Source organism: Brevundimonas sp., assembly GCF_041911375.1.
In the GTDB taxonomy this organism is placed as follows: Bacteria; Pseudomonadota; Alphaproteobacteria; order Caulobacterales; family Caulobacteraceae; genus Brevundimonas.
Genome location: NZ_JAYRPA010000080.1, coordinates 1 through 12,721, shown reverse-complemented (window position 1 = coordinate 12,721; position 12,721 = coordinate 1). Strand labels below are relative to the sequence as shown.

At 69.5% G+C, this 12,721-nt stretch carries 13 protein-coding genes and 2 pseudogenes; 7 read left to right on the top strand and 8 right to left on the bottom strand.

Translation table 11 applies throughout. The features are described 5' to 3' along the window. Together ACE3PU_RS13720 and ACE3PU_RS13715 are read right to left on the bottom strand one after the other, a co-directional pair. Positions 1–351: pseudogene (locus ACE3PU_RS13720) on the bottom strand (hypothetical protein); the annotation flags it as partial. After that, a complete protein-coding gene (locus tag ACE3PU_RS13715; protein ID WP_374390661.1) occupies positions 348–701 on the bottom strand; it encodes a chromosomal replication initiator DnaA in 354 nt (117 codons plus the stop codon). The gene ACE3PU_RS13715 and the pseudogene ACE3PU_RS13720, both read right to left, overlap by 4 nt. A gap of 358 nt (positions 702–1,059) precedes the next feature. Here ACE3PU_RS13715 and ctrA point away from each other — a divergent pair, with 358 nt between their 5' ends. Continuing rightward, positions 1,060–1,761 (top strand): response regulator transcription factor CtrA, encoded by a 702-nt coding sequence (gene ctrA, locus ACE3PU_RS13710; protein WP_374390660.1) that lies wholly within the window; start codon positions 1,060–1,062, stop codon positions 1,759–1,761. A 55-nt stretch (positions 1,762–1,816) separates the two neighbouring features. On the opposite strand, the gene ACE3PU_RS13705 is transcribed toward ctrA, so the two are convergent. Genes ACE3PU_RS13705 through fliI form a run of 3 tightly spaced genes read right to left on the bottom strand, consistent with a single transcriptional unit; the run spans position 1,817 to position 4,679 of the window. Continuing rightward, positions 1,817–2,875: an endo-1,4-beta-xylanase gene (locus ACE3PU_RS13705; protein ID WP_374390659.1), complete on the bottom strand. Its 1,059-nt coding sequence runs from the start codon at positions 2,873–2,875 to the stop codon at positions 1,817–1,819. A 43-nt stretch (positions 2,876–2,918) separates the two neighbouring features. Then, a complete protein-coding gene (locus tag ACE3PU_RS13700; protein WP_374390658.1) occupies positions 2,919–3,329 on the bottom strand; it encodes a flagellar FliJ family protein in 411 nt (136 codons plus the stop codon). Positions 3,330–3,335: 6 nt separating this feature from the next. After that, positions 3,336–4,679 (bottom strand): flagellar protein export ATPase FliI, encoded by a 1,344-nt coding sequence (fliI, locus tag ACE3PU_RS13695; RefSeq protein WP_374390657.1) that lies wholly within the window; start codon positions 4,677–4,679, stop codon positions 3,336–3,338. A 204-nt stretch (positions 4,680–4,883) separates the two neighbouring features. Between fliI and ACE3PU_RS13690 the strand changes: the two genes are divergently transcribed. From ACE3PU_RS13690 to ACE3PU_RS13680, 3 genes are all read left to right on the top strand, one after another. Further along, positions 4,884–6,371, top strand: coding sequence for a PAS domain-containing methyl-accepting chemotaxis protein (locus ACE3PU_RS13690; protein ID WP_374390656.1), 1,488 nt, complete (start codon positions 4,884–4,886; stop codon positions 6,369–6,371). 65 nt (positions 6,372–6,436) lie between these two features. Then, positions 6,437–6,646: a hypothetical protein gene (locus ACE3PU_RS13685; protein WP_374390655.1), complete on the top strand. Its 210-nt coding sequence runs from the start codon at positions 6,437–6,439 to the stop codon at positions 6,644–6,646. 2 nt (positions 6,647–6,648) lie between these two features. Beyond that, complete coding sequence (locus ACE3PU_RS13680) at positions 6,649–6,798, top strand: hypothetical protein (RefSeq protein ID WP_374390654.1); 150 nt, start codon at positions 6,649–6,651, stop codon at positions 6,796–6,798. On the opposite strand, the gene ACE3PU_RS13675 is transcribed toward ACE3PU_RS13680, so the two are convergent. Beyond that, positions 6,795–8,087, bottom strand: a complete 1,293-nt coding sequence (locus ACE3PU_RS13675) for a sensor histidine kinase (protein ID WP_374390653.1) — start codon at positions 8,085–8,087, stop codon at positions 6,795–6,797. The genes ACE3PU_RS13680 and ACE3PU_RS13675 overlap by 4 nt on opposite strands. A gap of 153 nt (positions 8,088–8,240) precedes the next feature. Between ACE3PU_RS13675 and cysK the strand changes: the two genes are divergently transcribed. From cysK to ACE3PU_RS13660, 3 genes are all read left to right on the top strand, one after another. After that, positions 8,241–9,221 (top strand): cysteine synthase A, encoded by a 981-nt coding sequence (gene cysK / locus ACE3PU_RS13670; RefSeq protein WP_374390652.1) that lies wholly within the window; start codon positions 8,241–8,243, stop codon positions 9,219–9,221. A gap of 42 nt (positions 9,222–9,263) precedes the next feature. Then, on the top strand, positions 9,264–10,484 hold the full coding sequence (locus ACE3PU_RS13665; protein ID WP_374390651.1) for a DUF2336 domain-containing protein: 1,221 nt from the start codon (positions 9,264–9,266) through the stop codon (positions 10,482–10,484). A gap of 162 nt (positions 10,485–10,646) precedes the next feature. Then, positions 10,647–11,078: a MucR family transcriptional regulator gene (locus tag ACE3PU_RS13660; RefSeq protein ID WP_374390650.1), complete on the top strand. Its 432-nt coding sequence runs from the start codon at positions 10,647–10,649 to the stop codon at positions 11,076–11,078. Between the two features lie 103 nt (positions 11,079–11,181). Here the strand turns inward: ACE3PU_RS13660 and ACE3PU_RS13655 are convergent, their stop codons facing one another. Both ACE3PU_RS13655 and ACE3PU_RS13650 read right to left on the bottom strand, forming a co-directional pair. Further along, positions 11,182–12,303, bottom strand: a complete 1,122-nt coding sequence (locus ACE3PU_RS13655) for a DUF2336 domain-containing protein (protein ID WP_374390649.1) — start codon at positions 12,301–12,303, stop codon at positions 11,182–11,184. Continuing rightward, positions 12,300–12,721 (bottom strand): annotated as a pseudogene (locus tag ACE3PU_RS13650) (hypothetical protein); the annotation flags it as partial. The gene ACE3PU_RS13655 and the pseudogene ACE3PU_RS13650, both read right to left, overlap by 4 nt.

Here is a 12,721-nt window from a genome sequence, read left to right as displayed (position 1 = left end):
GTCCTTGCGCCGCGCCAGCCAGGCGATCGGGCTTTCGCCCAGATTGGCCGGGTGGGCGACCAGCCGCCCGTCGGCCTGGATGACGTCGCGGTGACCCTCGATCACGCCGGGCCGGCCCGGCTCCGGCGCGTCGGCGGCCTCGTTCGCGGGTCGCATGGTCCAGCCGCCCTCGGGCCGGGCGCGCAGGCCGGGACGCTGCACCAGGGCGCGGAACTCGGTCTCGTTCAAACTCAGGTTGATGCGCGAGCGCCGATCGGGGCCCAGCCTCAGGCCATAGCCGTCCCCCTCCGTCGCCAGCCAGGCGCCGGGCCGCGCCAGAAGGCTGCGGGCGCGCTCCACCGCCCGGCTCATTGCGCCAGCTCGCAGCGCGGCGCCTGGTAGAGCGCCTGGATGCAGCCCTCCAGCTCGGTCAGCAGATCGTCGATCACCAGGGCGTCTCGCGCGTCCTCGGCCCAGCGGCAGGCGGCGCCGGCCGTCGCCCGGTTCAGCCCGAACACATGGCCGACCCGCTCCAGCGACCAGCCGAAGGCGACGTGCGACAGATACATGGCCAGCCAGCGCGCCTTGGACGTGCGCGGGTCCAGCCGGCCGCCGGCGGTCATCCGATCCGGCCGCGTGCCCGTGCGCGCCGCGACCAGATGAATGGCCACGCCCGCCTTGATCCGGTCGTCCTCGGCCACCGGCACCCTGTAATCCTCCATGTGAAACGCCCTCCGTCACGAACTTCAACGCCGCCACCATAGTCGCCGTGGCGAGCGAGATAGGAAAATCGTCCTATCTCGCGTCAATATCGGACGTGGAGCCTTGTGTGACCTGGGGTTGCTCTCGTGCGATTGCGGGCCTTGCGCCTCCCGATCGCGGCGGGGCGGACGCGACATGGTTAATAAATTTCGAATCGTTGACTCCGGACTCTCGACGGCGATTCGCAAATCAGCCTAGATTCGCTGCCAGAGGTCGGGCGTTAACCCTTCTTAAGGTTTTCACCTCTTAACTTGCGAACAAGGTTACCCAGCCGTTGGCATGGGTGGTTACCGCTTAGCTTTGCCTGGAGGGGCATGAATGCGCGTCCTGCTGATTGAAGACGATCATGCGACGGCCCAGAGCATCGAGCTGATGCTGAAGTCGGAAGGCTTCAACGTCTACACGACCGATCTCGGCGAAGAAGGCATCGATCTGGGCAAGATCTATGACTACGACCTGATCCTGCTGGACCTGAACCTGCCGGACATGAGCGGCCTGGAGGTTCTGCGTCAGCTGCGCGTCGGCAAGATCAACACGCCGGTCATGATCCTGTCGGGCAGCCACGAGATCGAGACCAAGGTCAAGACCTTCGGCGGCGGCGCCGACGACTATCTGACCAAGCCGTTCCACAAGGACGAACTGATCGCGCGCACCCACGCCGTGGTCCGTCGCTCCAAGGGCCACGCCCAAGCGATCATCCACACCGGCGACATCGCGGTGAACCTGGACGCCAAGACGGTCGAGGTGAACGGCCACCGCGTGCACCTGACCGGCAAGGAATATCAGATGCTGGAGCTGCTCTCGCTCCGCAAGGGCACGACCCTGACCAAGGAAATGTTCCTGAACCACCTGTACGGCGGCATGGACGAGCCCGAGCTGAAGATCATCGACGTCTTCATCTGCAAGCTCCGCAAGAAGCTGGCCACCGCCGCTCACGGCAAGCACTACATCGAAACCGTCTGGGGCCGCGGCTACGTCTTGCGCGACCCGGCCGAAGGCGCCGGCAGCGTCGCCGCCTGATCCCGTTCGGATCCAAGTTCTGAACGCCCGCCGGAAACGGCGGGCGTTTTCAATTCTACGCCCCGAACCCGCGGGTCAGCGCCCCCGCCATGGCGTTCGGCCGGCCGAAGCTGTCGAAGGGCAGGGGCTTGTCCTTGCCGTCGTCCTTGTCCTTCTGGCGATACCAGCTGTCGGTGTCCCGCAGGCCCCAGACGGTGAAGGCGTAGCGCTGCGCCTGCGGCAGGGCGGCGAAGGCTTCGGCCAGTTCGGTCACCCGCGCGCTTTGCAGGGCGATGCGGGTCGCCTGGTCGCGCAGGTCCAGCCGCTTCTCGGTGCGCAGGGTGCAGTCCAGTTCGGAGACATGGATCGGCAGGCCGAACCCCGCGACCTCGCGCATGAAGCGGGCGATGGCCCCCTCCTCGACGTCGATCCACAGGTGGGACTGCAGGCCCAGCCCCTGCACCGGACACCCCGCCTTCAGCAGCCGTTCGACCAGCCGCAGGAACTGCGCGCCCTTGGCCGGTATGCTCTCCTGATTGTATTCGTTCAGGAACAGGATCGCCTCGGGATCCGCCTCCCGCGCCTTCTCGAAGGCCCGCAGGATGTATCCGTCATGGCCGTAGCGGGCGGACCAGTGGCAGTCGCGCATCCCCGAGCCGTCGTCCAGGATCGGTTCGTTGACCACGTCCCAGCCGCGCGCCTTGCCGCGATACCGGCCGGCGACCTGGGCGATATAGCCGTCGAAGGCGCGGTCGAAGGCGGCGCCGTCCAGCCCGGAGAAGGCGTCTTCGCCCTGGGCGTACCAGATCAGCGCATGCCCGTGCAGCGCCATGCCGTTGGCGGCGGCGAAGGCGGCGATGCGATCGGACCGGTCGAAGTTGGGGCGGCCCAGGCCATCGGCCAGGATGTACTCCATCTTCATCTCCCACTCCGGCGTCAGCTGGGAGACGTGCGTGCGCGCCAGGGCGACCCAGTCGGGATCGTCCAGCAGATAGGCCTTCACCGCCGCGCCGAACGGGGCGGGACAGGCGGATTTCAGCGGGCGGATGGAGACCGGCGCTGGCTCGGCAGCGGCGAACCGGTCGCAGGCGGCGAGGGCTAGGGGCGCAGCCAGAAAGGCGCGGCGGTCGATCACGGGGCTGCTCCCGCGCCCTGCGGGGGAGGGCGAGGTCGTGCGCCTACACCGCACGCCTTCTCAGGCCCATTTCGTCGAAAGCGGCCGTCTCGCGCTTGGCCAGCTCGATCAGCCGGTTCAGCCGCGTCGTCTCGGCCACGTGCTCGAACTTCTTCAGTTCCTCGAAGGCTCCCGCCAGGGCGTCGCGGGCGCCGGCCTCTTCGGCCTCCAGCATTTCGAGGGCGCCTTCGGCGGCGGCCTTGCGGCTCTTCCAGCCGGCCAGATAGGCCTGCAGCATCATGCCGGCCTCGGCGTCGGCGCGGGCGCGGGCGCGTTCGCTCTCGGCCTCGGCGTCCAGCACGGCCAGCTTCATCTCGGCGCCGCCGCGGCGTTCGGCGATCTCGGCCAGGCGCTTCTGCAGCGTCTCGACCTCATAGTTGGAGATGCGGATCAGGGATTGGGCCCAGGCGGTCATATCTACTTACTCCCTGATCATGCCTTGGTTGAGGATGTGCTCCAGCCGGGTAAAGGAATCGGTAAGACGCGTGACGTCGTCCTTGTCCTGTCCCAGGAAATCCTCCAGCGCCGGGTTCAGCGCGATGGCGCGGTCGACGATGGGGTCGGCGCCGGTGCGATAGGCGCCGATCTTGATCAGCTCTTCCATGTTGGCGTAGGCGCTCAGGCACTGGCGGGCGCGCTTGTTCAGCTCGCGCTCGGGCGGCGTCTGGCAGCCAGGCAGGGTGCGGCTGACCGACTTCAGCACGTCGATGGCGGGGAAGCGTCCCCGTTCGGCGATCTTGCGGTCCATGACGATGTGGCCGTCCAGAATACCGCGCACGGCGTCGGCGATCGGCTCGTCATGGTCGCCGCCGTCGACCAGCACGGTGAACAGGGCGGTGATCGGCGCCGCCGTCGTGCCGTCCGGCCGGGTCGGCCCCGGTCCGGCGCGCTCCAGCAGCTTGGGCAGTTCGGTGAACACCGTGGGCGTATAGCCCTTGGTCGTCGGCGGTTCGCCCGCCGCCAGGCCGATCTCGCGCTGGGCCATGGCGAAGCGGGTCACCGAGTCCATCAGGCACAGGACCTCCAGGTCCTGGTCGCGGAAATATTCGGCGATGGCCATGGTCATATAGGCGGACTGGCGCCGCTTCAGCGCCGGCTCGTCCGAGGTCGCGACCACGACGACGGCGCGGCGCAGGCCCTCTTCGCCCAGCGTCTCCTCCACGAACTCACGCACTTCCCGCCCGCGCTCGCCGATCAGGCCGACGACCACGACGTCGCAACTGGCCTGTTTGGCCAGCATCGACAGCAGCACCGACTTGCCGACGCCCGATCCGGCGAAGATGCCCAGGCGCTGGCCCCGGCAGGTGGTGGTGAAGACATCCATGGCCCGCACGCCCAGATCCAGGCGTTCGCCGACCCGGCCGCGGGAATGGGCCGGGGGCGGCGGGGCCTTCAGCGGATAGGGCGCCGGCCCCTGCGGCAGCGGCCCCTTGCCGTCGATGGGCTGGCCGAAGGCGTCGATGATCCGTCCCAGCCAGGCCGTCGTCGGGCGCACGCTGGCGGCGGTGTCGATGATCCGGATGTCTGCGCCCGGCGCCACGCCCTCGACCGGGCCGAACGGCATCAGCAGCGCCTTGGAGTCGCGAAAGCCCACGACCTCGGCGGGCAGGGGCGCGTGGCCGCGGCGCCCGATCTCGGCCCGCGCGCCGACGGCCAGTCGACTGAGCCCGCCGCGCGACTCGATCAGCAGGCCGTTCACGCCGGCGACCTTGCCGGTCACGACCAGCGGGTCGATCGCTTCGACGGCGGCGACGAGATTGCGCAATGAAGACCCCAGAACAGCCGTTAACGGTTTGGGGCATCATGGTTAACGACGCGTGAAATCGGCGGCGAAGCTTCCCGCGATCTGCAACTTCCAATGCATCCATTGCGTGGGAAGTTCGTTGGATCAACAACTTATGCGAGCAATGGTTTGGCAACCATTCGGTGTGACATTGGCTGTCGATACGTCATGGGAGGGGAGCCCGGGATGTTCGCAAAGCGCCGCGCACCGAACCAGGGGGAGGGCCGGCTGGCCGACCTCGACGCCAAGATGGCCGCCATCGGCCGGTCCCAGGCGGTGATCGAGTTCAACCTCGACGGGACCATCATCGACGCCAACCAGAACCTGCTCTCCACCATGGGCTACAGTCTGGACGAGATCAAAGGCGCGCATCATCGCCAGTTCATGGATCCGGCCGACGCCGCATCGCCCGAATACGCGGCCTTCTGGCGCGAGTTGAACGAGGGGCGCTTCCTGGCCCGCAAGTTCCGCCGCCTGGCCAAGGGCGGCCACGAGGTCTGGCTGCAGGCATCCTACAACCCCGTCTTCGGTCCCGACGGCCGGCCGGTGAAGGTCATCAAGCTGGCGGTCGACATCACCGAGGCCGAGCAGGAGGCCGCGCGTCGCGAGGCCCAGCGGGTGGCCGCCGAGCAGGCCCAGAGCGCCCTGGTCGAGGCCCTGGGCGCCAGCCTGGCGCGCCTGTCCGCCGGCGACCTGACCGCGCGGATCGATCAGCCGCTGGACGGCGCCCACCAGCGGGTGAAGGACGACTACAACAACGCCGTCGAGAGCCTGCGCCAGGCGCTGGGCCAGGTGCTGGAGGCGGTGTCCGGCCTGCGCGGCGGCGCCGAAGAGATTTCCGGCGCCTCGGACGACCTGTCGCGCCGCACCGAACAGCAGGCGGCCAGCCTGGAGCAGACCGCCGCCGCCCTGGACCAGATCACCGCCACCGTGAACCGCAGCGCCGACGGGGCGCGCCAGGCCTCCGCCGCGGCGGCCGGGGCGCGGTCCGAAGCCGACCGCTCCGGAGAAGTCGTGCGCCAGGCCGTCGCCGCCATGGGCGACATCCGCAAGAACTCGAACCAGATCGGCGAGATCATCGGCGTGATCGACGAGATCGCCTTCCAGACCAATCTGCTGGCGCTGAACGCCGGGGTCGAGGCGGCCCGGGCGGGCGAGGCCGGCCGCGGCTTCGCCGTGGTGGCCTCAGAGGTCCGGGCCCTGGCCCAGCGCTCGGCCGAGGCGGCCAAGGAGATCAAGGGGCTGATCTCGACGTCGACGGCCGCCGTGGCGGACGGCGTCCGCCTGGTCGACCAGACCGGAGCCGCGCTGGAGGCCATCATCGCCAAGGTCACCGAAATGGACGCCCTGGTCGGCGAGATCGCCGCCTCGGCCCAGGAACAGGCGACGGGCCTCAGCCAGGTGAACTCGGCCGTCAACCAGATGGACCAGGTCACCCAGCAGAACGCGGCCATGGTCGAGGAGACCACCGCCGCAGCCGCCAATCTGAAGACCGAGGCGGACCAGCTGGCGGCCCTGGTCGGCCGGTTCGAGACGGGCGCGGCGCGCGCCCCGGCGCCGGCGACCCGGAGCGAGGCCCCCATCTCCCTGGCGCGCGAGCGGGCGCGTCTGCAGCGGTTCGCCTCGGGCGGCGCGGCCCCGGTCCGCCCCGCCGACGAGTGGGAGGAGTTCTAAGGGTCTTTCGGCGCCGTTCGCCGCCTCTGTGCGTTGCGTCTTTCATGGAACGAACGGAGGCTCCGATGAGCGACGCCCGAATCCTTCACGCCCGCGCTGGCGCCTTGCTGCAGGCCGACGCGTCCGGCGACGCCGTGGTCTATGAAGTCAGCATCCTGCGTCTGGCCGAACCGCGCGGCTTCGCCTCTCTGGACGAGGCCGAACGGGCCTTCGAGGCCGAGGTCGCCGCCTCCGAAGCCGATCCGGAGATCGTCTCCCGCCTGGGCGGGGCCTGACCGTGGGCGTCGCCGAAGGCGTGCTGGTCATCCTGATCGGGATGGGCCTGCTGGCCCTGCTGCTGCGGCCCATGGGCCCGACCGAGCATTTCACCGACAAGGACGCCGACGGCGAGCCCGACGAGCCGGACGGCCCCGCCGCCGGGCTCTAGAGCGCCGCCGGGCAGGTCAGGACCAGCCGCGCGCCGGCGCCTTCGGGCCGGTTCTCCAGCGCGCCGCCGACCTGACGCACCAGGCTGTCGATCACACGCATGCCCAGGCTGCGGTCGCTGCGGGCCGCCTCCAGGTCGAAGCCGCGGCCGTAATCGGCGACGACCAGGGTCAGGCGGCCGTCGGCGACGCGTCCCTCGACCCGCACCTCGCCGCCCTCGGGGCCATAGGCGTACTTCAGGGCGTTGGTGACCATCTCGTTGACGATCAGGCCCAGGGGGATGGCGATGTCGGCGGGCAGGGGCGCGGCGTCGGCGTGGCAATGCACGGTGTGGACCGCGCTGCCGGTGTCGATCGCCTCGCACAGCTGGCACAGGAAGTCCGACAGGACCACGCTCTGCACGTCGGCGCCGCGCCACAGCTGGTCGTGGACCTGGCCGATGGCCTGGATGCGGGCCCCCGCGTCGGTCAGGGCGCTGCGGATGTCGTCGCTGGCCGCGCCGCGCGCCTGCATGGCCAGCAGGCTGGAGACCAGAGAAAGGCTGTTCTTGACCCGGTGGCTGACCTCGCGCGTCAGCAGCGCCTGATGCTCGATGGCGGCGACCAGCCGCTGCTCGGTGTCCTGGCGCGAGATGGCGGCGCCGACGACGGCGGCGAAGGCGTCCAGGAACAGGGCGTCGCGCGGATCGAACTGGCCTTCGGCGGGACTGTCGACCTCCAGCACGCCCCAGGGCGCGCCGTCGACCTCGGGCCGGATCAGCACGTTGATGGCGCGCCGCACGCCGTGCTCGGCCAGCAGGCGCGGAGTCGAAAAGCGCTCCTCGATCTCCAGGTGGTTGGAGATCAGCGGCTTGCCGGTCTTGAAGGCGTAGCCGGCGGGCGAATCCAGCTCGACGCTCAGCGAGGTGACGCCCTCGACCGCCGTGCGCCAGCCGACGCCGGCGACCAGCACCAGCCGGTCGGCCTCTTGGTCGTGGACCAGGATCTTCGAGTAGGGCGTCTCAAGTCCCTCGGCGCAGGCCTCGCAGGCGGCCTCCAGCAGGGCCTGGCGGTCGCGTTCGCGCAGCGCCACCTCGCCGAAACGCGCCAGCAGCGACTGCTGCTTCAGGCGATAGGCCAGTTCGTCCTGCGTCGAGCGCGTCTCCGGCGCGGGCGAAGGCTCCACCTTCGGCGGCGTCGGCGTGTCCATCTGCGGGCGGGTTTCGCTCTCGGCGTCCTTTTCGACCTGTTCGATCAGCTCGGCGATTTCGGGCGTCAGGCCCGAGGGCGCGGCGGAAGGGGTGTTGGCCAAGGACGTGTCGAGCCTGTGTGGTCGGGGCGCCGACATATAGTCGAAGACAGCGCTGCTGAAAGAGCAACGCAGAAATCGTCGAAAGGCGCCCCTTGCGCGTCGCCGCGACGACTTATCTGTATAGACCGCCGACAGATTCCCTGGAGAGCCCCCATGTCCGACTTCAGCTACGACGCCTCACGCCACCTGAAGAAGGGGCGCGGCAAGGTCTATGACTCGATCGTGGACACCATCGGCGACACCCCGATCGTGCGGCTGCCCAAACTGTCGGCCGAATACGGCGCCAAGGCCACGGTGCTGGCCAAGCTGGAGTTCTTCAACCCGATCGCCTCGGTCAAGGATCGGATCGGCGTCGCCATGGTCGAGGCGCTGGAAGACGCGGGCAGGATCAACGCCGACACGGTTTTGATCGAACCGACCAGCGGCAACACCGGCATCGCCCTGGCCTTCGTCGCCGCCGCCAAGGGGCTGAAGCTGATCCTGTGCATGCCCGAGAGCATGTCGATCGAGCGCCGCAAGATGCTGGCCCTGCTGGGCGCCCAGCTGGAGCTGACCCCCGCCGAGAAGGGGATGAAGGGCGCCATCGCCCGGGCCCAGGAGCTGCTGGACTCCACGCCCAACTCCGTCAGCCCGTCGCAATTCGAGAACCTGGCCAACCCCGCCATCCACAAGGCCACCACGGCCGAGGAGATCTGGAACGACACCGCCGGCGCGGTGGACATCGTCGTCGCCGGCGTCGGCACCGGCGGCACCATCAGCGGCGTCGGTCAGGCGCTTAAGGCGCGAAAGCCGTCCCTGCGGATGATCGCCGTGGAGCCCGAGGCTTCGCCGGTGCTGTCGGGCGGCGCGCCCGGCCCGCACAAGATTCAGGGAATCGGCGCCGGCTTCGTGCCCGCCATCTACGATCCGGCCGTGGTCGACGGGGTCGAGCAGGTCTCCAACGACGAAAGCTTCGACATGGCGCGCAAGGTGGCGCGCGCCGAGGGCATACCCGTCGGCATCAGTTCGGGCGCGGCCCTGACCGCCGCCTTCCGACTGGCGGCGCGCGAGGAGAACGCCGGCAAGACCATCGTCGTCGTCATCCCCTCCTTCGCCGAACGCTATCTGTCGACGGCCCTGTTCGAGGGGCTCTAGGCCTCATTCCCGGTTAACCGTTCGCCCTTAGGTTTGGATGGGATGAACGAAGCCTTGGCCCTGTTCGGCGAAGAGACGGCGGGCGCCCCGCCGCTCAAGGCGCGTCAGGCGTTGCTCAAGCGGCTGGCCGACGTGGTTTCGCTGCCCTCCAGCCGCGTCAACGCCTTCGAGCGCGCCGTCACCGGCGATCTTCTGGTCGAGATGCTGCGCCTGGCCACGCCCGAGGAGCGCCGCCGCGTCGCCGCGCGGCTGGCGCCGCTGGCCGAACTGCCCAACAGCGTCGGGCGGCTGCTGATGCGCGACGAGCCGCACATCGCCGGGCTGCTGATCGAACAATGCGCCTCGCTGAGCGACGCCGACCTGATCGGCTGCGCCCGCGACGCCGGACCCGAGCACCGTTTGATGATGGCCTCACGCCGGGGCCTGTCCGAGATCGTCACCGAGACCCTGTTCAGCTTCGGGGAGATGGAGGTGATCGAGGCGGTGCTGCGCAACGCCACGGCGCGGCTGTCCCAGGTCGGGGTCGAGGCCGTGGTGGGACTGACACGACAGCATCCGGGGCTGTGCGGACCGCTGCTCAAGCGTCCCGAACTGCGTCCCGCCGGCGCCTATGTGATGTTCTGGTGGTGCGGCCCGGAGGACCGGCGCACCATTCTGCAGCGGTTCGCGGTGTCCCGCGAGGTCATGCAGGAGGTGTCCGAGGACGTCTTCGCCATGGCCGCCGCAGAGGACTGGGCCGACCCCGTGGCCCGCAAGGCGCTGCAGTTCATCGAACGCCGTCAGCGCAACCGCGCCGCGATCGCCAAGAGCCCCTTCGACGACCTGGAGCAGGCGGTCGGCGTCGCCGCGCGCGACGGCCTGTCGCGTCAGACGGCGACCGAGATCGCCTATCTGGCGGGGATCAAGCCGCTGACCGGCGCCAAGATCCTGGGCGACCCCGGCGGCGAGCCGCTGGCCATACTTTGCAAGGCCACGGGCCTGTCGCGCGGGGATCTGCATCATCTGTGGCGTTCGATGCGCCGGCCCGAGCGGCTGGCCGACGGCGCGGCGCATCCGGACTGGGAGCGGGTGCAGATCACCTATGAGATGCTGGCGGTCGACCGGGCCCAGACCGTGCTTCGATACTGGAACTGGTCTTTGTCCTCGGCCCTGACGCCAGACCTGATGCGCGCCATACGCGAAGGCGAGGAGGATGCGGTCGACGAATATTCCGCCCCTGAATGGGCCGCGATGATGATCCTGGGCGAAGACTTGAACCGGTAAGGTTAGCGCGATTTCCGACCGCTTATCGTCAGCAGCCCGTCCGTCGATGACGCCTTTGTGCGGTCGCTCGATTGCATTTGTGCGCAAACAACCCTAATCACCGCCAAGAAGTTCGGCAGGGGCGGCCGGTCGAACATGTCATGCAATGAAGAGACTGGACGAATGGAAGAAAAGCCCGAGCTTCTCGAGATGACCGCTGACATCGTGTCGGCCTATGTCGGCAACAACACCGTGTCCGCCGAGGCTCTGCCCTCGCTGATCTCCAGCATCCACGCCGCGCTGTCGGGCGTCTCCACCGGTCCGGTCGAGCCTGAGCCCGAACCCAAGGAGCCGGCGGTGCCGATCCGCAAGTCGATCGCTCCGGACTTCCTGATCTGCCTGGAAGACGGCCGCAAGTTCAAGTCGCTGAAGCGCCACCTTCGCACCAAGTACGACATGAGCCCGGAAGACTATCGCGCCAAGTGGGGCCTGCCCAAGGACTATCCGATGGTCGCGCCGAACTACGCCAAGGCCCGTTCGGAACTGGCCAAGCAGATGGGCCTGGGCCAAGGCGGCCGCAAACCCGCCCGCGCCGCGACCCGCGCGAAGAAATAAGCCGGAAGATTCCGGTGTGAGAGCGCCCGCTTCCGCAAGGAGGCGGGCGTTTTGCTTTGATGTCTCCCTCACCTCGGGGGGAGGGAGAGGCGTTCGGTTCGGCTCAGGCCGCCGCCTGGGCGCCGCGGCGCATGCGCCAGAAGCGCAGGGTGCGCAGGGCGGCCTCGCGGCTGAGCTCGCCGTACATGCGGCCGTAGGCGCCGGCCTTGCCCATCGGGTTGTCCTCGGACCCCAGCACCACGACGGCGTAGGTCAGGAAGATGGCCCGGTCCATGTCCGCCGCCTTGCAGATGACGGCCAGGGCGTCCAGCTCCTTGCGCTCCACGATCCGGCGCGCGGTGTGGAAGTCGACGTCCGCCAGTTGCGACAGGGCGACCAGGAAAGGCGTGCGGCCGTTGGCGCGCAGGAAGCGAGCCAGGACCTGGGGCGTCAGCTGGCCGGCGGCGCGCAGCTCGCTCACATAGGCGACGCTCTCGGCGTAGTCCGACGGCAGGGCGCCGTCGTCGGTGGCGACCCGCGTGCGGCCGGCGGCCAGGGCCGCCTCCAGCAGATCGGGATCCATGCGGGCGTTCTGTTCCAGGATGTGCTGGCGCAGCCGAGCCTCGACGACGAAATACATCTCGTTCAGCAGGTCGGCGGGCAGGCTCGTGCGCTCCACCGTCGCGGCGTGCAGCGCCGGATTGGCCTTGGCGCGCTCCACGGCGGTCTCGGACGCCGCGCGCGACAGCCGGGCGCCGTCGTTGCGCAGCAGGGCGCCCAGCGTTTCGTCGTCGCCATGCGCCACGATGGCGTCGGACAGGGCTTCAGACACCTCGGCGCGGCCGGAGACGGCGCGGATATGGGCCTGGCCCCGGGCGCCGACGACGCCGATCAGGTCGGTGTCGGTCAGCACCGGCGAACGCCGCAGCACGGCGTCGGCGACCTCGGCCTCGTCGTTGGCCAGGCGCTGGATCAGGCGGTGAGGGGCGTTGGGCGCGTCGGCGAAACGGGCGGCCAGTTCGGCCCGAACCGCCGTCTCCATCTCGTCCGACAGCCGTGCCAGGACCGAGCCGTACAGATCGGTCTCCCTTGCGCTCTGGACCGGCGGCTCCCCGAAGAAATGGTTGGTCAGCTCGCGCAGCAGTTCGCGCCGCTTCTCGCTGGAGGATTCCTCGGCCAGCGCGATCAGATGCGGCAGGCGGGACCCTTCGACGGTCGGATAGGCGACCGGGATCGTGTCGCTCATGGCAGCTCGTCGGCCTCGGTCTGGGGCAGGGCGCGGACCTTGCCGTCCGTTCCGCGCAGCAGGGTCGGCGGCGCGTCCGGCTGGGCCAGGTCGGTCGAGGTCGGCGTCTGGGCCATCTGCACGGGCAGGGCGTCCAGATAGACCGGAGCCGGCGTGCGGATCGCGTCGGGCTCATGGCCGGCCTGACGGTGGACCGAGTAATAGCGCGCGTTCTGGCCACTGGCGGCCGCGCCGGCCTGGGGCGCGCCGGTCGTGGTCCCGTCGGGGCGCTGAAGGCGGAAGATGGGCGCGTCGCGGCGGGGCGCCATCGGATCGACCGCCGCTTCTTGCGCCGCGGGGGGCGGGGGCGGGAGTTGCGGCGCCGGCGGGGGCGCGGCCTCGGACGGCTGCTGTAGGAGGGCGGGGGCGGCGGCGCGCT

Coding starts and splice junctions, on each gene's coding strand:
- ACE3PU_RS13715 (WP_374390661.1), bottom strand. CDS start 701: ATGGAGGATTACAGGGTGCCGGTGGCCGAGGACGACCGGATCAAGGCG.
- ACE3PU_RS13660 (WP_374390650.1), top strand. CDS start 10,647: ATGGAAGAAAAGCCCGAGCTTCTCGAGATGACCGCTGACATCGTGTCG.
- ACE3PU_RS13690 (WP_374390656.1), top strand. CDS start 4,884: ATGTTCGCAAAGCGCCGCGCACCGAACCAGGGGGAGGGCCGGCTGGCC.
- ACE3PU_RS13700 (WP_374390658.1), bottom strand. CDS start 3,329: ATGACCGCCTGGGCCCAATCCCTGATCCGCATCTCCAACTATGAGGTC.
- ACE3PU_RS13665 (WP_374390651.1), top strand. CDS start 9,264: ATGAACGAAGCCTTGGCCCTGTTCGGCGAAGAGACGGCGGGCGCCCCG.
- ACE3PU_RS13685 (WP_374390655.1), top strand. CDS start 6,437: ATGAGCGACGCCCGAATCCTTCACGCCCGCGCTGGCGCCTTGCTGCAG.
- ctrA (WP_374390660.1), top strand. CDS start 1,060: ATGCGCGTCCTGCTGATTGAAGACGATCATGCGACGGCCCAGAGCATC.
- ACE3PU_RS13655 (WP_374390649.1), bottom strand. CDS start 12,303: ATGAGCGACACGATCCCGGTCGCCTATCCGACCGTCGAAGGGTCCCGC.
- cysK (WP_374390652.1), top strand. CDS start 8,241: ATGTCCGACTTCAGCTACGACGCCTCACGCCACCTGAAGAAGGGGCGC.